The following is a 17,479-nucleotide window of genomic DNA, read 5'->3' as shown; positions in this document are numbered from 1 at the left end:
CCCGGCGCTCCTGCGTCGCACCCGCCCCGCCATGCACACCTTCCTCACCGCACACGCCACCCATCCCGACGCCCACATGGCGCTGGCGCTGGTGGCCGCCCAGATCGACGCCCAGCGGGCGGTGCTGCCGCCTTCGTCTTCCGGCGGTGGCGGTGCTGCAGAGCCCTTCCGCCTCGGCTTCGTCTACATCACCGACCACTACGCCGCCCGGGCAGAGGCGCTGCTGGGCGAGCTGCGCACGCGCTGGCCCTGGGTGTCGTGGGTCGGCGGTGTGGGCATTGGCGTGGCGGTCAGCGGGGTCGAGTACTTCGACGAGCCAGCGCTGGTGCTGATGCTGGCGGACCTGCCGCCCGACAGCTTCGAGCTGTACAGCGGTGAACGTCCCCTGGTGCGCAGCGACGTGCACACCGCGCTGGTCCACGGCGATGCCCAGACCCCCGACATGGGCGAACTCGTGGCCGAACTGGCCCAGCGCACGGCCAGCGGCTATCTGTTCGGCGGCCTGATGGCGTCGCGCAGCCGCAGCGTGCAGTTCTGCGCCCCGGCGGTGTCCCCTGGCTCTGCCGCGCTGACCGGGGTGTACGAAGGCGGCGTCTCGGGCGTGGCCTTCACGCGCGAGGTGGCGCTGCTGTCCCGGGTCTCCCAGGGGTGCCAGCCCATCGGGCCGGTGCGCCAGGTGGACGAGGCACGCGACCACATCGTCGCGGTGCTGGACGGCAAGTCCGCGCTGTCCTGCCTGCTCAACGACCTGCACATCGACCTCGACCACCCGCGCGAGGCCGTGCCACGCTTGCGCGCCACATTGGTCGGGCTGACCGGGGCGCGGGATGACGTGTTCGGCCGTGGCAGCCAGTTCGGCAGCGACACCTGGGTACGCCACCTGATCGGCCTGGACCCGATGCACCATGCGGTGGCGGTGGCCGCGCGGGTCGAGCCGGGCATGCAGCTGACCTTCTGCACCCGCAATGTCGATGCGGCGCGGCGCGATCTGGTGCGCATCTGCGCCGAGATCCGCGAGGAGCTGAGCCCCGATCCGGACGAGGCGGCCGCGGCCGGTCAGGCCGTGGTGCCGGGCACGCGCATCGCGGGGGCCGTGTTCGTGAGCTGCTCCGGGCGGGGCGGACCGCATTTTGGTGGCCCGTCGGCCGAGCTGCAGCTGGTGCGCCATGCGCTGGGCGACGTGCCCCTGGTGGGGTTCTTCGCCAATGGCGAGATCGCCCGCCACCACCTGTACGGCTACGCCGCGGTGCTGACGGTCTTTTTGCAGTCCTGATGGCCGCGCATGCCGTCCATGTCGTGCATCCGCAGGCTGACCCATTACAGTGCAGCCCATCTTTTTGCTGGAGACGCTAGTCGATGAACGCCCCCTTGCCGCAAGACGTCCTGGACGCCGCCGCCCGGCGCGAGCGCCAGAGCCGCCTTGTGCAGGCGCTGTCCTCCTCGCTGCCGGCCCACGCGCTGCTGTGGCATGCCGAGGACACGGTCCCCTACGAATGCGACGGACTGACCGCCTACCGCACGCCGCCACTGGTCGTGGCTCTGCCTGAAACCGAGGAGCAGGTCGCCCATGCGCTGCGCAGTTGCCACCGACTGGGCGTGCCGGTCGTGGCGCGCGGGGCGGGTACCGGCCTGTCCGGTGGTGCCATGCCGCACCGCGACGGCCTGACGCTCTCGCTGGCCCGCTTCAGCCGCATCCTGCAGGTCGATCCGCGTGCACGCACCGCGCTGGTGCAGTGCGGCGTGCGCAACCTGGCGATCAGCGAAGCGGCAGCGCCGTTCGGCCTCTACTACGCCCCCGATCCATCGAGCCAGATCGCCTGCACCATTGGCGGCAATGTGGCCGAGAACTCGGGCGGCGTGCATTGCCTGAAATACGGCCTGACGCTGCACAACGTGCTGAAGGTGCGCGGCTACACTGTCGAGGGCGAGCCGGTCGAGTTCGGCAGCGCCGCGCTCGATGCGCCGGGGCTCGACCTGCTGAGCGTGGTCATCGGCAGCGAAGGGATGCTGGCGGTCATCACCGAGGTCACCGTCAAGCTCGTGCCGCGGCCGCAGATCGCGCGCTGCATCATGGCCAGCTTCCCGACCGTGGAGACGGCGGGGGATGCGGTGGCCGAGATCATCGCCGCCGGCATCATCCCCGCCGGGCTGGAGATGATGGACAAGCCGATGACCGCGGCGGTCGAGGACTTCGTGCACGCCGGCTACGACCTGGAGGCCGCGGCCATCCTGCTCTGCGAGAGCGACGGCACGCCGGAAGAAGTCGAGGAAGAGATCGGCCGCATGACCGAGGTGCTGCGCCGCTGCGGCGCGAGCCGGCTCGAAGTCAGCCGGGACGAGGCGCAGCGGCTGAAGTTCTGGTCCGGCCGCAAGAACGCCTTCCCCGCGTCGGGCCGCATCAGCCCGGACTACCTCTGCATGGACTCCACCATCCCGCGCAAGCGCCTGGCCGACATGCTGCGTGCCATCGCCGAGATGGAGTTCCGCCATGACCTGCGCTGCTGCAATGTCTTCCACGCCGGCGACGGCAACCTGCACCCGCTGATCCTGTTCGATGCCAGCCGTCCCGGCGAGCTGGAGCGGGCCGAGGCCTTCGGCGCCGAGATCCTGGAGACCAGCGTGGCCATGGGCGGCACCATCACCGGCGAGCACGGGGTCGGTGTGGAAAAGCTCAATTCCATGTGCGTGCAGTTCGCCCCCGAAGAGCGCGAGATGATGCTGGCCGTGAAGCGGGCGTTCGACGCGCCCGGCCTGCTGAACCCCGGCAAGGTGATTCCGACCCTCCACCGCTGCGCCGAGTACGGAAGAATGCATGTCAAGCGCGGTCTGCTGCCGTTCAGCGAACTGCCCCGTTTCTGACCCCGACTCCGACTTCGACTCCGACTCCGTGATCCCTGACCGTGTCCCTGAACACCACACATCCATGAGCAAGGCCCTCGACAGCCTGATCGAACGTGTCCGCGCCGCCCGCGAGGGGCGCGGCAGCCTCGCCATCCGCGGCGCCGGCACCAAGTCCTTCTACGGCGAGCCCCTGCAGGGGCAACTGCTGGATGTGCGCAGCCTGAGCGGCATCACCCGCTACGAGCCCAGCGAGCTGGTGATGACCGTGCGCGGTGGCACCCCCATCGCCGAGGTCGAGGCCGAACTCGCCCGCCGCAACCAGTACCTCGCCTTCGAACCACCGCGCTATCCCGACACCGAGCGCCCCGGCCAGCGCGGCGGCACGATCGGCGGCATGGTGGCGACGGGGCTGTCCGGTCCGTCCCGTGCGGCCATGGGCAGCGTGCGCGATTACGTGCTCGGCATGACGCTGCTCACCGGCAAGGCCGAAGTGCTGAGCTTCGGCGGGCAGGTGATGAAGAACGTCGCCGGCTACGACGTGGCGCGCATGGTGACGGGCTCGCTCGGCATCCTGGGCATCATCTGCGAGGTGTCGCTGAAGGTGATGCCCACGCCGTCCTACACCAGCACGCTGCGCTTCGACTGCTCCGAAGGCGAGGCGCTCGACCTGATGCAGCGCTGGGCCGGCCAGCCGCTGCCCGTCAACGCCACCGCGTGGTGGCAGGGCGCGCTGGTCGTGCGCCTGTCCGGGGCGACCACCGCGGTCGCGGCCGCCAACCAGAAGCTGGGCGGCGAGCCGATCGACAACGCGCTGGCCCAGCGCTTCTGGCTTGGCATGCGCGACCAGACGGACGACTTCTTCGTCGACGCACGCCGCACGCTGGCCGAGGGTGCTGCGCTGTGGCGGCTGTCGGTGCCGTCGGGGGCGCCGCCGCTGCCGCTGCCGGGCGAGCAGCTCATCGAGTGGGGCGGGGCGCAGCGCTGGTGGGTCACGCGCGAGCCGGCGGCCCGCGTGCGCCAGATCGCCAGCCAGGTGGGTGGCCACGCCACGCTGTTCCGCGCCCGCGACAAGGCGGCGGTGTCCAACGGCCTGGGGGTGTTCGCGCCGCTCAAGCCGCCGCTCGACCGCATCCACCAGGAACTCAAGCAGGCCTTCGATCCCGACGGCGTGTTCAACCCGGGCCGTCTCTACCCGGGACTCTGAGCCAGCCAGCATGCAAACCACCCTCGCACCTGAATTCAGGGACACCCCCGACGGCGAACGCGCCGAGGAGATCCTGCGCCGCTGCGTGCACTGCGGCTTCTGCACCGCCACCTGCCCGACCTACCAGCTGCTCGGCAACGAGCTGGACAGCCCGCGCGGCCGCATCTACCTGATCAAGCAGGTGATGGAAGGCCATGCGCCGACCCGCAAGACGCAGCTCCACCTGGACCGCTGCCTGACCTGCCGCAGCTGCGAGACGACCTGCCCGTCGGGCGTGGAATACGGCGCGCTGGTCGAGATCGGCCGGCGCGTGGTCGACGCCAAGGTCGAGCGCCCGCGCGCTGACCGCACCGTGCGCTGGATGCTGCGCGAGACGATGACCTCGCCCAGCTTCGGCCCGATGCTGAAGGTGGGACAGAACGTGCGCGCATTGCTGCCCGGCATGCTCAAGAACAAGGTGCCCAGCAAGCTCAGCGCCGACGCGATGGCCCACGCCCAGCGCTGGCCGACACGCGAGCACCGCCGCAAGGTGCTGATGCTGCAGGGCTGCGTCCAGCCGACGCTGGCGCCCAACATCAACAGCGCCACCGCCCGCGTGCTCGACGCCTGCGGCGTGCAGACGCTGGTGTCCGACGAGGCCGGCTGCTGCGGCGCGGTGCGCGACCACCTCGGCGACCGCGAAGGCGCGCTGGCCGACATGCGCCGCAACATCGACGCCTGGTGGCCCAAGGTCGAGGGGCTGGGCGGGGTCGAGCCGGTCGAGGCGATCGTGTTCAATGCGTCCGGCTGTGGCCTGTCGGTCAAGGACTATGGCCACGCGCTGGCCGATGATCCCGCCTATGCCGAGAAAGCCGCGCGCATCAGTGCGGCGGCACGCGATCTCTCCGAGCTGCTGCCGACGCTGATCGGGCCGCTCAAGGCGGTGATGGGCCAGCGCCGCGCCCGCGGCGTGCTCGCCTACCACCCGCCTTGCACGCTGCAGCATGGCCAGAAACTGCGCGGCGGTGTCGAGGCGGCGATGGCCGAGATCGGCTTCGAGGTCCACCTGCCGACGCAGGACAGCCACCTGTGCTGCGGCTCGGCTGGCACGTATTCGGTGCTGCAACCCGACATCGCCTACCAGCTGCGCGACCGCAAGGTGCAGACGCTGGAGGCGCGCCAGCCCCGCGTCATCATCTCCGGCAACATCGGCTGCATCCAGCACCTGCAGTCGGGGACGCAACTGCCGGTCAAGCACTGGGTCGAGGTGATCGACGAGGTGCTGGCTGCGGGGTGAGGGCATTGCACGCATGACGCAGACCTTGGCCGCCACCGCCTTGCTCGTGCCCGACTACGACGAGGCGATCGCGTTTTTCACCACGGTGTTGCGCTGGACGCTGGTCGAGGACACGCCGCTGGCGCCGGGCAAGCGCTGGGTGCTGGTGGCGCCTTCGGGCGGCGGCACGCTGCTGCTGGCGCGGGCCGCAAACGAGACACAGCGTGCAGCGATCGGGCAGCAGGGCGGGGGCCGTGTGTTCCTGTTCCTGCACACCACCTCGTTCGACGCGGACCACCATCGCTTGCTGGCGCACGGTGTGCGCTTCCTGGAGACGCCGCGGCACGAACCCTATGGCACGGTGGCCGTCTTTCTGGATCCCTGGGGCAACCGCTGGGATCTGATCCAGCCGAGCTGATCCGATCCCGCGCTCTATGTGCGCTGACCTCGCAGCCAGTGGCTGAACCACTCGCCGAAACTGGCTGCCGGCGCGGCGCGCTCGCCGGAGTCATGCCACACCGTGATGACCTGACCGACTGCGCCCCCTTCGGCGGGGTCGAGGTCGAGGCAGAGGTGGTTGCCGCCGCCATCGTGGCTGAACGGGATCCAGCGTGGGTTCCACCAGTCGTCGCGCACACCCGCGGCCGGCGACGCGCGCAGGGCCTGGAACCGGCCTGCGTCGTGCAGTTGCTTCCAGACCTGCCACTGCGCGAAGACGTTCTGCGCCGAGAGGAACTCCTGCCCGTCGAACAGCCCTTCCGCCAGCCCGCGCTGTCCGTTGTGCTGGCGGAGCACCTGCACATAGTCCGCCGGCAGCGTGACGCCGAGCTGCTGCGCCAGCGTGGCAAGTTCGGCATCTGTGGCGGGTGGGTTCAGGTCGGCCAGGGCTGGCCAGCGGATGTCCATGGCTAGACCCCTCGGGCGCGATCGGCCTTGAACTGCGCCTGAAATGCGGCGAACTCACCGGCATCGAGCGCGTTGCGCACTTCCTGCATCAGGTTCAGGTAGTAGTGCAGGTTATGGATGCTGGTCAGCATCGGGCCGAGCATCTCGCCGCAGCGGTCGAGGTGGTGCAGGTAGGCGCGGCTGAAGTTCTGGCAGGTGTGGCAGCCGCAGGTGGGGTCGATCGGGCCTTCGTCGGTCTTGTGGCGCGCGTTGCGGATCTTCAGGTCGCCGAAGCGGGTGAAGAGGTGGCCGTTGCGGGCGTTGCGGGTCGGCATCACGCAGTCGAACATGTCCACGCCGCAGGCGACACCCTCCACCAGATCCTCCGGCGTGCCCACGCCCATCAGGTAGCGCGGCTTCTGGCTCGGCAGCAGGTGCGGCGTGTGGCGCATGATTCGCAGCATCTCGTCCTTGGGCTCGCCGACCGAGACGCCACCGATGGCGTAGCCGGGCAGGTCCAGCGCGACCAGACCGGCCAGCGACTCCTCGCGCAGGTGTTCGAACATCCCGCCCTGCACGATGCCGAAGAGCGCATTCGGGTTCTCCAGCCGCTCGAATTCCGCCTTCGAGCGCTTGGCCCAGCGCATCGACAGCTCCATCGACACCCGCGCCTCCTTCTCGCTGGTGATGTGGCCGCTGCCCTTGATCCCTTGCCAGTACGGCGTGCATTCGTCGAACTGCATGACGATGTCCGAGTTCAGCACCGTCTGGATCTGCACGCTGATCTCGGGCGTGAGGAACAGCTTGTCGCCGTTGACGGGCGAGGCGAACTTGACGCCTTCCTCGCTGATCTTGCGCATCTCGCCGAGCGACCAGACCTGGAAGCCGCCCGAGTCGGTGAGGATGGGCTTGGACCAGTTCTCGAACTTGTGCAGCCCGCCGAACTGCGCCATCACGTCGAGACCGGGGCGCATCCACAGGTGGAAGGTGTTGCCCAGGATGATCTGGGCGCCCATCTCTTCCAGCGAGCGCGGCATCACGCCCTTGACGGTGCCGTAGGTGCCCACCGGCATGAAGATGGGGGTTTCGACGACGCCGTGGTTGAGCGTCAGGCGACCGCGGCGCGCGTGGCCTTCGGTGCCAAGGAGTTGGAATTGCAGCATGGCGGTGATTGTCTCAGGCGGTGAAGTGCTGCTGGATCTGATGCTCCAGGTGCTGGAAGGACGGCAGGCGCCGCAATCGGTCGAGGCTGTTCATCAGGTCGGTGACGCGGTGGCGCTTTTCTTCCGGGTTGAACTTGCGCAGCCGGCCCGGTGGCAGTTCACTGGCCGTGCGCAAGGCGTCGAAGAGCACCTGTTTCGGGTCGGGCAGCGATTCGATTCTCGCGAGGCTCGGCAGATCGAGCGCGACCTTGCCAGAGGGATTGCCCGCTGCGGTTCGAATGGCCGGCGCATCGACCAGGAGCCAGGACTCCGTCATCCGGACGGGAACGATCGCGATCGAGGTCGGCACGGAGCCAGCATCGGTCAAGGCGTTTCTGATTTCATCGACCCGGAAGGCAAGTGACGCCTTTTCGGCATCCCGGTGCACGAAGAGCAGGTCACACGGGTACAGATCCAGTGCCGCCTTGATCCGCTCGATCAGCGGCAGTCCTGCGGGCAAGTCGACGAAGTGGGGTGATCGGTAAGGCCCGGGGCAATGTTCGTCGAGCAGCATCTCCAGCAACGGGATCAGAACCCGGTCGGAGCTGCCATCGGCCACCAGCGTGCAGGTCAGCGCCGACATCAGTGGCTCCTGTCGGGCGGGGCATCGAACAGATTGCGTGTCAGATGGTCTTGCACACGGCGTGTGGTGGTCGAGGCGATTCGGGTCGATCCCATCAGGTACGCCTGCAGCTCGCCTTTGGCGATCAGTTCCGTCTGGGGCAGATCCGCTGCCCGCCATGTCTGGCCCAGTGGCTTGAAATGGATCCACTCCGCCCGGCGTTCTCTCAGGGTTTCCGCCATCAGCAGATCGCTGTCCGGCAGTTCTGCCACCACCAGCGGCGAGTGGGTGTTGATGATGACCTGCCGCAGCGTGGCCGACCTGGGGTCTTCGGCCTCGTCTCCATCGATGTCCTCGGCAAGGCTGCGCACCAGACGCAGCATCTCGGGGATGCGCTGGGGATGGATGCCGTTCTCCGGCTCTTCGAGGCAGATCAGGCCGGTGGCCAGTGGATCGGAGGCCAGCACCGCCAGCGCGAGGAAGCGCAGCGTGCCATCCGACAAGGAGCTGGCGGCGTAGCGCTCCCGGTTTTTCATGGTGACCCCGAGTGTGCGCTGCTGGCGGACATCGTCGCTGTCCACGTCCACCGAGACGATGCCGGGTATCAACTCAGCCAGTTGTTGCGCGACCGTGGCCTGGCTGCCGATGCGCATCAAGGTGTTGGGCAGGTGGCCGCCGGTGGCGCTCAGGCTAGACCGGCCACGGTACTCGTCTGGTGTGCGCAGGGCGCTCGGTTCGAGTTGCAGCAGGCGCCAGGATTGCAGTTCGCGCCGAGCCGCCAGCGCGGTGGGGTGGGAAGAGGCATTCACGCCGGAAAGCACCGTCTGAGGCGACTTTCTGGCCGGCACAGCCGAGGGGCGTCCTGCCTTGGCCAGATCCCCGTAGAGCTTGATCGACTGGTCGTCACCCGTTTCGATGAAGGGCGTTCGACGTTTGCCGGGTCCGAAGACATGGCGCTTGATCCATGCCTTGCCCGGCTGGAAGTGCAGCAGCTTGTCGGCTTCGCTGGAGGGGCGGGCGACCAGTTCCTCCTTGTCGATGAAGATCGGATCTTTGCCCTCTTCGCCGTCACGTTTCGGATCGAAGCCCAGCACCAGCGTGTATTGCAGGAAGGAGGCGGTAGCGGTGGCGGGACGGTCGTAGTCGTCCGTGACCTCGCGTGGCACGACCATTTCGGCGATCAGCGACATGCGCTTGGGCACGGCATCCGAGCGGGCGAACAGGTTCTCGATGCCGCTGATGCGGTCCCCAGTGCCACGAACCTTCAGAGCGGCCTGCAACAGCGGCATCGACGCCAGATCGCTCAGGAACGTGATCGCGTCGAACAGGTTGGACTTGCCCACCCCGTTGCGTCCGGCGATGCAGGTGAACGGCCCGAAGTGGAGGTCAACATCCCGCAGGTTCTTGAAGCCCTTGATCTGTAGACGGGTCAGCATGCAGACGCTCCGTGGACGGTGAAGGGTTCGAATCGCGACATGGCCGCGATTGTCTCAGGCCGCCATCGCCGGCGCGCCCTCCCGCGCGCGCTGGTACGCCACCACATGCGCCAGCTCCAGCCGGATCCCGATCGCCTCGCCGATGGCGTGGTCGTGGTGCGAGGGCACGAGCGAGAGCACCTGCGCGCCGCTGTCGAGCGCGAGCGTGTAGAGAAAATCGGCGCCTCGAAACGCCTTGTGGACCACGCGGGCGCGGGTCGGCGCTTCGTCGTCGTGGACCACGTCGTCTGGCCGCAGCAGCACATCGACCGCACAGCCCGCGCTACACAGGTCGCCGTGCTCGGTGCAGCGGATGGGCTGGTCGCTGCGTGCCACGCCCAGTTCGGTGCGCAGGTGGTGGTGCCCGGCCAGCACCTCGCCCGGCAGGAAGGCGCCTTGCCCGACGAAGTCGGCGACGAAGCGGTTGGCCGGCTCGTGGTAGAGCTGGTAGGCGCTGGCCCATTGCTGGATGCGGCCCTGGTGCATGACACCGATCTCGTCGGCGATGGCGAAGGCTTCGTGCTGGTCGTGGGTGACGAGCAGGGCGGTGGTGCCGGCGGCTTTCAGCAGGCTGCGCAGCTCCGCGCCGAGCCGCTCGCGCAGCTCGATGTCGAGACTGGAGAACGGCTCGTCCAGCAGCATCAGCCGCGGCGACGGCGCCAGCGCCCGCGCCAGTGCCACCCGCTGCTGCTGGCCGCCGGAGAGTTCGTGCGGGTAGCGCGCGCCCGCGTGGCCGAGGCCCACGGTGTCGAGCATCTCGGCCACGCGCCGCGCGGGGTCCGGGTGGCCGCGCAGCCCGAAGCCGACGTTGGCGGCCACCGTCAGGTGCGGGAAGAGGGCGTGGTCCTGGAACACCATGCCGATGCGGCGCTGTTCGGGTGGCAGGTGGACGCGCGTCGAGCTGACCACCTGCCCGTCGAGCCGGATCTCGCCGCCCAGCACTGGCTCGAACCCCGCTACCGCGCGCAGCACCGTCGTCTTGCCGCAGCCGGACGGCCCGAGCAGGCAGCCGATGGTGCCTTGCGGCAGGTGCAGGGCGAGGTGTTCGACGACGGTTTTCGGGCCGTAGCCGAGCCGGAGACCGTCCAGGGCGAGCCAGGGGGTGGGGGATGAAGACATGACAGGGATGATAATCATTATCGTTGACCGAATCGTACTGTTCGAAAGGTGTCTTGATGTCCTCTGCTCCGACCCGTCGCCGTCAGCCGTGGCTGTTGTGGATTGCCGTGCTGGCAGCGCTGCTGGTGGCGGCGCCGCTGGTGTCGGTCGGCACGCACGTCTTCTCGGGCGGGACCGGCGACACCTGGGCGCACCTGGCGTCCACCGTGCTGGGCGACTATGTGGCGAGCACGCTGTGGCTGTGCCTGTGGGTCGGGCTGGGGGTGTCGGCGCTGGGGGTGGGTTCCGCCTGGCTGGTGACGCGCTATGAGTTCGCGGGGCGGGCGTCGTTCGAGTGGGCGCTGGTGCTGCCGCTGGCGATGCCGTCCTATGTCATCGCCTATGTCTACACCGACTTCTTCCAGTACGTCGGCCCGGTGCAGACTGCCCTGCGCGAGGCCTTCGGCTGGCGCAAGGCCGACTACTGGTTCCCGGACGTGCGCACGCTCGGCGGCGCGGCGCTGATGTTCACGCTGGTGCTCTACCCGTATGTCTACATGCTGGCGCGCACGGCCTTCCTCGAACGCGCGGGCGGGATGATCGAGGTCGGGCGCTCGCTCGGGCTGTCGCCGCTGCGGGCCTTTCTGCGGCTGTCGCTGCCGATGGCGCGGCCGGCGATCGCCGGCGGCGTGGCGCTGGCGCTGATGGAGACGCTGGCGGACTACGGCACGGTGTCCTATTTTGCGGTCCAGACCTTCACGACTGGCATCTACCGCGCCTGGTTCTCGCTCGGCGACCGGGTGGCGGCGGCGCAGCTTGCACTGGTGCTGCTGGCCTTCGTGGTCGCGGTGCTGAGCATCGAGCGGGTCAGCCGGGGAGGGCGGCGCTACCACGACACCACGCTGCGCCAGCGCGGCAATCCGCGGGTGCGGCTGGGGGGGGTGAAGGCGGTGGCGGCCGTGGTCGGCTGCGGGCTGCCGCTGGTGGCGGGGTTCCTGCTGCCGGCGGGGCTGCTGCTGCGCATGGCGCTGACCGACGGCGACGCGCAGTTCGGCGAGCGCTTCTTCGTGCTGGCGCGCAACAGCATGGTGGTGGCGGGCACGACGGCGGTGCTGGCGGTGGCGCTGGCGCTGCTGATCGGCTATGCGGCGCGCATCCACCGGGGGCCGGTCACGCGCTGGGCGCACCGGGTCGTGGGGCTGGGCTATGCGCTGCCGGGGTCGGTGATCGCGGTGGGGGTGCTGATCCCGGTGACGCGGCTGGACCACGCGCTGGCGGCGCTGATCGGCGAGCTGACCGGGCACACGCCGGGCCTGCTGTTCACGGGCAGCATCGCGGCGCTGGTCTATGCCTGCCTGGTGCGCTACCTGACGGCGGCGGTGCAGGCGATCGACGAGGGCCTGGGCCGCATCACGCCGAACATGGACCACGCTGCGCGCAGTCTGGGCCTGAACACCGCGCAGACGCTGCGGCGGGTCCACCTGCCGATGCTGCGCGGCAGTGCGCTGACGGCGGGGCTGCTGGTGTTCATCGACGTGATGAAGGAGCTGCCCGCCACGCTGGTGATGCGCCCCTTCAACTTCGACACGCTGGCCACGCAGACCTACACGCTGGCCTCGGACGAGCGGCTGACCGAGGCATCGACCGCCGCGCTGGCGATCGTCGTGGTGGGGCTGGTGCCGATGGTGCTGCTGTGCCGGAGCATCGCGAAGGGGCGGTCGGCCTGAGCCGTCAGCGCCAGCCGGCGCGGTCGAACACCTTCTGCGCGTTGACGGTGTTCTTCGCCAGATCGCCGATCGGCAGCGCATCCGCCTTGAACGTGCCCAGCGATTCGAGCGCGCGGTTGTTGGTCTTCACCGACGCCACCACCGGCCACTCGTTGTTGCCGTCGGCGAAATAGAGCTGCGCGGCGTCGCTGGCCAGGTACTCCAGGAACTTCACGGCCGCGGCCCTGTTCGGCGAATGTTTCAGCACGCCAGCGCCCGACACGTTCACGTGCGTGCCCCAGCTCGACTGGTTCGGCCACACCACACCGACGGCGCGCATCGCTTCCTGGTCCGCCGGCTTGGTCGAGCGCAGCATGCGCGCCACGTAGTAGGAGTTCGACAGCGTCACGCCACATTCGCCGGCCGCCACCGCCATGATCTGGTCGGTGTCGCCGCCCTTGGGCGCGCGGGCAAAGTTGGCGACCAGGCCGCGTGCCCAGGCTTCGGTCTTGGCCTCGCCGTCGTGGGCGATCAGCGCGCCGCCGAGCGACAGGTTGTACGGGTGCGCGCCCGAGCGCACGCAGACCTGGCCCTTCAGCGCCGGGTTGGCGAGGTCTTCATAGTTCAGCACCTGCTCGCGCTTGAGGGCGACCTTGTTGTAGACGATGACGCGGGCGCGGGTCGAGAACGAATACCAGTTCGGGGTGCGCAGTGCAGCCGGGATGCGTGACTCCAGCACCGAGGACTTGACCGGCTGGAACAGGCCGAGCTTGTCGGCGATCTCCAGCCGCGTGGCGTCCACCGTGATCAGCAGGTCGGCCGGGCTGGCCGTGCCTTCGTTGCGGATGCGCTCGACCAGCTCGTCTTCCTTGCCGTCGATGCGGTTGATCTTGATGCCGGTGGTCTTGGTGAAGTTGCTGTAGAGCGCTTCATCGGTCTGGTAGTGGCGGGCCGAGTAGATGTTGAGCACCTGCTCCTGCGCGAGCGCGGGCAGGCCGAGCAGCGAGAGGGACAGCGCGGCGGCGGTGGCGACGAAGGGGCGGCGGGTCAGGTGCGGCATGGTGAAGGAATCCGGGACAGGGGAGGGACGAGAGAGGAATGGAGTGATGATCATGGTATCAATAATCATTCTCATCCGCAAACGCATGGCAAGCTTCCTTGATCTGCGTAAAGTCCCGGCCAGCGAGGGCGGCCTAGAGTGGGCGTTCCACCACGAACCACAAGGATCTGTCCCATGTTCCCCGAATACCGCGACCTGATCAGCCAGCTCAAGACCACCGACCACCATTTCCAGCACCTGTTCGACAAGCACAACGACCTGGACCAGCAGATCAAGAACATGGAGGCGCGCATCGTCGGCGCCACCCATGAGGAGATCGAGGCGGCCAAGAAGGAAAAGCTGGTGCTGAAGGACCAGCTCTACGCGATCCTGCGCAAGGCCAGCGCCACCGCCTGATCGGGGCTGGCCGCTTCGGTGCGGTCGGCTTGTGTGCCGTGGCGCCAATGCTGCGGATGGAGTCGGCGCACGGCCCGGAGTACTTGCCGTGCCCTGTACAACAGGTGCCGACCGGCGTGTGTGCGTGTCACGACCAGGCGAACGGTGCGTAGCTCAAGGTCGTACCAGGCGTTGACGGCCTGTCGCTGGGCCAGCGGCGTGTGCAGGCCCAGCACATCGGACCATGTGCAGCCGCCCTCGAACGACTGCCGCAGCGCTTGCGCGCAGAGCCAAGTGCCGGGGGAGCTGCGTGCGTGCGCGGGATCGAAGGCCTTGAAACGTTCGTAGGTGATGATCCCCTGCCGCAGGCGGACCAGCCCGGCGATGTCGTGTGCGCCGTCGCACAGGAACCAGAGGCTGGCCTGACCAGACTGCGCCAGCCGAGGCAGCAGCGAACGGTGAAAGGCCACCTGCCGGTCGTCAGCCCATAGTCCGACCCGCGCGCTGTGCTTCCAGCCGAGCTGCTCAATGGCCAGGTAACGCTCGAACGCGGCCGGCATGTCCGCCGGATGGTCGACGGTTTCCACGCGCAGCCCCGGACAGGCCTCGGTCAACAGGCGCTGGCTGCGGCGGTAGGCCTGCCGGGCGTGTCGGGAGCGGCTGTCGAAGTAGTGTTCCCAGGTGCCGTTGGTGGGCTGCAGCCCTGCATAGGTGTCCGGCCGGATGCTGACGGACAGCCGCGCCTCCTGCCGGAGCAGAGCCTGCAGGTCAGGCAGGACTGCTTCTTCCACCTCGCGCAGGTCAAGGTGGTGCCAGACGGCGTTCCGTTCCAGCAGGGCTGACAGCGCCGCGCGCCAGACTTGTCCTGCGTTGGTGTCTCGCGTGTGGAGTACCCCTGGTCGATCTCCGGCCCAGAGGCCCATGTGCATCAGCGTACGGATCCGGACCAGCCGTCGGACCTCGGTGCGCAGCACCAGGGGCAGCAGTCCGACCATGCGGCCTCGGGTGTCTTCGACGCTGACCAGCCAGGGCTCGTCGCCCGGTTTGTGGAAGTGATCCCAGGACTGCCGGATGAAGACGGGCGTGATGAACAGGCTGGGGCCTTCGGCATGGTCGACGGCGTCTTGCCAGGCCTGCTGGAGGGCATCGAATGCCGACACGCCTCGGTGCAGCCTGGCGAACAGCGTGTGTGGGTTAGTCATCGAACGGATACCCGTGGGATCAGCGAGGCGACCTCTCGGCTCGCTGGTCAGGATTCAGCAGGTCTGGGTCTGCTGGGCCAGGCGCTGACAGGCCTCGTCGAAGACCTCGCGGGCGCAGTCCTGACAGCAGCCACAGCACGACGCCGCGCGGGTCACGTCCTTGAGCACTTCGAAGTTGCGAATGCCGCCTGCCACGACGGCTTGGCGGATGTCTCGGTCACTGACCCGGTTGCAAATGCAGACGATCATGGAAAACCTGCTGAAGAGCCCAAGGGGGTGGTCTGAATCGGAAAGTTAATCAGTGAATGCTAAACGAAATGAGATTGATTCTTAAATAATGAAGAAAAAAAGGGCCGAAGGCCCTTTGGATGTGGGGTGTGTCTCAGGTGTGGCCACGAATTTGCTGAATCAGGACGATCCGGTACCGATCTGGCTCTGCAGCCAGTTCTGCTCGCCGACCTGCGCCACCAGACCGATCTCGGTCTCCAGGTGGTCGATGTGTTCCTCGGTGTCGTCGAGGATGCCCAGCAGCACATCACGCGAGACGTAGTCACGCACGCTCTCGCAGTGGGCGATGGCCTCTTTCAGCAGCGGGTGCGAGGCCATCTCGATCTTCAGGTCGCAGTGCAGCGTCTCGACCGCGTTCTCGCCGATGTAGAGCTTGCCCAGATCCTGCAGATTGGGCAGCCCTTCGAGCATGAGGATGCGCTCGATGAGCTTGTCGGCGTGCTTCATTTCCTCGATCGACTCTTCGTACTCGTGCTTGGCGAGCTTCATCAGGCCCCAGTTCTTCAGCATGCGGGCATGCAGGAAATACTGGTTGATGGCGGTGAGTTCGTTGCGGAGCTGTGCGTTGAGGTACGCGATGACCTTGGCGTCGCCTTGCATGGGGATTTCCTGCGGAAGTTTCAATCCCGGCATTGTGGCGCCAAGGCCGCTGCCTGTCGTGTACCGGGTGTTGGCGGTCAGGCCGGCGCGCTGGTGCGGATCAGGTGGTCGAACGCGCTCAACGCCGCAGTCGAGCCCGCGCCCATCGCGATGATGATCTGCTTGTACGGCACCGTCGTCACGTCCCCGGCGGCGAACACGCCCGGCACCGAGGTCTGGCCGCGGTCGTCGATGATGACCTCGCCGCGCGGACTCAGCTCGACCGTGCCCTTGAGCCAGTCGCTGTTGGGCAGCAGGCCGATCTGCACGAAGATGCCCTCCAGCTCGACGCGGTGCATCGTGTCGTTGGTGCGGTCCTTGTAGCTCAGGCCGCTGACCTTCTGGCCGTCGCCGTGGACCTCGGTGGACAGCGCCGAGACGATGACGGTCACGTTGGGCAGGCTGAACAGCTTCTTCTGCAGCACGGCGTCGGCCCGCAACTGCTTGTCGAACTCGATCAGTGTCACATGGCGCACGATGCCGGCCAGGTCGATCGCCGCTTCCACGCCCGAATTGCCGCCACCGATCACCGCCACGCGCTTGCCCTTGAACAGCGGCCCGTCGCAGTGCGGGCAGTAGGCCACGCCCTTGTTGCGGTACTCGGCTTCGCCGGGCACGTTCATCTGGCGCCAGCGCGCCCCGGTCGAGACGATCACCGCCTTGCTGTGCAGGCTCGCGCCGCTCTCCAGCTTGACCTCGATCAGCCCGCCCGGCGTGCTGGCCGGCACCAGCGACACGGCGCGCTGCAGGTTCATCACGTCGACCTCGTACTGCTTGACGTGCTGCTCCAGCGCCATCGCCAGCTTCGGGCCGTCGGTTTCCTTGACTGAGATGAAGTTCTCGATACCCATGGTGTCGAGCACCTGGCCGCCGAAGCGCTCGGCGGCGACGCCGGTGCGGATGCCCTTGCGCGCGGCGTAGATCGCCGCCGCCGCGCCCGCCGGGCCACCGCCGACGATCAGCACGTCGAAGGCGTCCTTGGCGGCGAGCTTCTTCGCTTCACGGTCGGCGGCGCCGGTGTCGATCTTGGCGAGGATCTCGGCCAGCTCCATCCGCCCGGTCGCGAACACCTGGCCGTTCAGGTAGACATGGGGCACGCCCATGACCTGGCGCTCGTCGATCTCGGCCTGGAACATCGAGCCTTCGATCGCGGTGTGGCGGATCTTCGGATTGAGCGCGGCCAGCAGGTTGAACGCCTGCACCACATCCGGGCAGTTGTGGCAGGTCAGGGACATGTAGGTCTCGAAGACGAGATCCTGTCCCGGGTCCAGCGCCTGGATCTGCGCGATCAGGTCAGCGTCCACCTTGGGCGGATAGCCGCTGGTCTGCAGCAGGGCGAGCACGAGCGAGGTGAACTCGTGACCCATCGGCAGGCCGGCGAAGCGCACGCCGGTGTCGGCGCCCGCTCGGGTGATCTGGAACGAGGGCGTGCGTTCGCCGGCCGTGGTGCCAGTGCGCACGCTGAGCTTGCCGGCCGGGGCGACCGAGGCCACATCGGCCACCAGTTCGAGCATCTGGCGGCTGTTGGCGCTGTCGTCGGCGAAGGTGACGATCTCGATCGGCTGCACGAGGCGTTCGAGGTAGCCCTTCAACTGGGTCTTGAGGTTGCTGTCCAACATGGTCGGTGCTCCTGGAGGCGAGGTTGAGGCGTGTCAGGCCGGAAGGGCTGCAGTGGATGCAGTCCTTC

General features: G+C 68.0%; 17 protein-coding genes. 7 read left to right on the top strand and 10 right to left on the bottom strand.

The genetic code is table 11. The features are described from left to right. Window positions 1-31 precede the first annotated feature (31 nt). The 5 genes from U5O44_RS09415 to U5O44_RS09395 all read left to right on the top strand — a co-directional run bounded on the left by U5O44_RS09415 (window position 32) and on the right by U5O44_RS09395 (window position 5,718). Window positions 32-1,273, top strand: coding sequence for an FIST signal transduction protein (locus U5O44_RS09415; RefSeq protein WP_322588174.1), 1,242 nt, complete (start codon window positions 32-34; stop codon window positions 1,271-1,273). Between the two features lie 83 nt (window positions 1,274-1,356). Next, on the top strand, window positions 1,357-2,859 hold the full coding sequence (locus tag U5O44_RS09410) for an FAD-linked oxidase C-terminal domain-containing protein (RefSeq protein WP_322588173.1): 1,503 nt from the start codon (window positions 1,357-1,359) through the stop codon (window positions 2,857-2,859). Window positions 2,860-2,923: 64 nt separating this feature from the next. Beyond that, complete coding sequence (gene glcE / locus U5O44_RS09405) at window positions 2,924-4,045, top strand: glycolate oxidase subunit GlcE (RefSeq protein WP_322588172.1); 1,122 nt, start codon at window positions 2,924-2,926, stop codon at window positions 4,043-4,045. Between the two features lie 10 nt (window positions 4,046-4,055). Further along, window positions 4,056-5,321, top strand: a complete 1,266-nt coding sequence (glcF, locus tag U5O44_RS09400; protein WP_322588171.1) for a glycolate oxidase subunit GlcF — start codon at window positions 4,056-4,058, stop codon at window positions 5,319-5,321. A gap of 13 nt (window positions 5,322-5,334) precedes the next feature. Next, window positions 5,335-5,718, top strand: coding sequence for a VOC family protein (locus U5O44_RS09395; RefSeq protein WP_322588170.1), 384 nt, complete (start codon window positions 5,335-5,337; stop codon window positions 5,716-5,718). 14 nt (window positions 5,719-5,732) lie between these two features. On the opposite strand, the gene U5O44_RS09390 is transcribed toward U5O44_RS09395, so the two are convergent. Genes U5O44_RS09390 through U5O44_RS09370 form a run of 5 tightly spaced genes read right to left on the bottom strand, consistent with a single transcriptional unit; the run spans window position 5,733 to window position 10,543 of the window. Further along, on the bottom strand, window positions 5,733-6,206 hold the full coding sequence (locus U5O44_RS09390) for an SMI1/KNR4 family protein (RefSeq protein ID WP_322588169.1): 474 nt from the start codon (window positions 6,204-6,206) through the stop codon (window positions 5,733-5,735). Window positions 6,207-6,208: 2 nt separating this feature from the next. Next, window positions 6,209-7,348 carry a tRNA guanosine(34) transglycosylase Tgt gene (gene tgt / locus U5O44_RS09385; RefSeq protein WP_322588168.1) on the bottom strand — a complete coding sequence of 380 codons (1,140 nt, stop codon included), beginning with the start codon at window positions 7,346-7,348 and terminating at the stop codon, window positions 6,209-6,211. 13 nt (window positions 7,349-7,361) lie between these two features. Further along, complete coding sequence (locus U5O44_RS09380; RefSeq protein ID WP_322588167.1) at window positions 7,362-7,970, bottom strand: hypothetical protein; 609 nt, start codon at window positions 7,968-7,970, stop codon at window positions 7,362-7,364. After that, window positions 7,970-9,385 (bottom strand): AAA family ATPase, encoded by a 1,416-nt coding sequence (locus tag U5O44_RS09375; protein ID WP_322588166.1) that lies wholly within the window; start codon window positions 9,383-9,385, stop codon window positions 7,970-7,972. Before U5O44_RS09375 ends, U5O44_RS09380 begins: the two co-directional genes overlap by 1 nt. Before the next feature lie 54 nt (window positions 9,386-9,439). Continuing rightward, window positions 9,440-10,543, bottom strand: coding sequence for an ABC transporter ATP-binding protein (locus U5O44_RS09370; RefSeq protein WP_322588165.1), 1,104 nt, complete (start codon window positions 10,541-10,543; stop codon window positions 9,440-9,442). A 56-nt stretch (window positions 10,544-10,599) separates the two neighbouring features. Here U5O44_RS09370 and U5O44_RS09365 point away from each other — a divergent pair, with 56 nt between their 5' ends. Further along, window positions 10,600-12,249: an ABC transporter permease gene (locus U5O44_RS09365; RefSeq protein ID WP_322588164.1), complete on the top strand. Its 1,650-nt coding sequence runs from the start codon at window positions 10,600-10,602 to the stop codon at window positions 12,247-12,249. Between the two features lie 4 nt (window positions 12,250-12,253). Here the strand turns inward: U5O44_RS09365 and U5O44_RS09360 are convergent, their stop codons facing one another. After that, window positions 12,254-13,288: an extracellular solute-binding protein gene (locus U5O44_RS09360; protein ID WP_322588163.1), complete on the bottom strand. Its 1,035-nt coding sequence runs from the start codon at window positions 13,286-13,288 to the stop codon at window positions 12,254-12,256. Window positions 13,289-13,462: 174 nt separating this feature from the next. On the opposite strand from U5O44_RS09360, the gene U5O44_RS09355 reads away from it, so the two are divergent. Beyond that, on the top strand, window positions 13,463-13,684 hold the full coding sequence (locus U5O44_RS09355) for an HP1242/YdcH family protein (protein ID WP_322588162.1): 222 nt from the start codon (window positions 13,463-13,465) through the stop codon (window positions 13,682-13,684). Here U5O44_RS09355 and U5O44_RS09350 read toward each other — a convergent pair. From U5O44_RS09350 to ahpF, 4 genes are all read right to left on the bottom strand, one after another. After that, entirely contained in the window at window positions 13,648-14,865 is a 1,218-nt protein-coding gene (locus U5O44_RS09350) for a GNAT family N-acetyltransferase (protein WP_322588161.1), read from the bottom strand. The genes U5O44_RS09355 and U5O44_RS09350 overlap by 37 nt on opposite strands. A gap of 54 nt (window positions 14,866-14,919) precedes the next feature. Beyond that, the gene (locus tag U5O44_RS09345) at window positions 14,920-15,114 is read right to left on the bottom strand and encodes a (2Fe-2S)-binding protein (RefSeq protein WP_322588160.1); all 195 of its coding nucleotides are present in this window, start codon (window positions 15,112-15,114) and stop codon (window positions 14,920-14,922) included. 159 nt (window positions 15,115-15,273) lie between these two features. Continuing rightward, entirely contained in the window at window positions 15,274-15,753 is a 480-nt protein-coding gene (gene bfr, locus U5O44_RS09340; protein WP_322588159.1) for a bacterioferritin, read from the bottom strand. Window positions 15,754-15,830: 77 nt separating this feature from the next. Continuing rightward, the gene (gene ahpF / locus U5O44_RS09335; RefSeq protein WP_322588158.1) at window positions 15,831-17,411 is read right to left on the bottom strand and encodes an alkyl hydroperoxide reductase subunit F; all 1,581 of its coding nucleotides are present in this window, start codon (window positions 17,409-17,411) and stop codon (window positions 15,831-15,833) included. Between the last annotated feature and the right edge of the window lie 68 nt (window positions 17,412-17,479).

Origin of the sequence: Sphaerotilus sp. (assembly GCF_034519685.1) — a bacterium.
Lineage (GTDB): Bacteria > Pseudomonadota > Gammaproteobacteria > Burkholderiales > Burkholderiaceae_C > Sphaerotilus.
The sequence above is the reverse complement of the archived record's forward strand: the minus strand, read 5'-3'. Positions and strand labels throughout refer to the sequence as shown.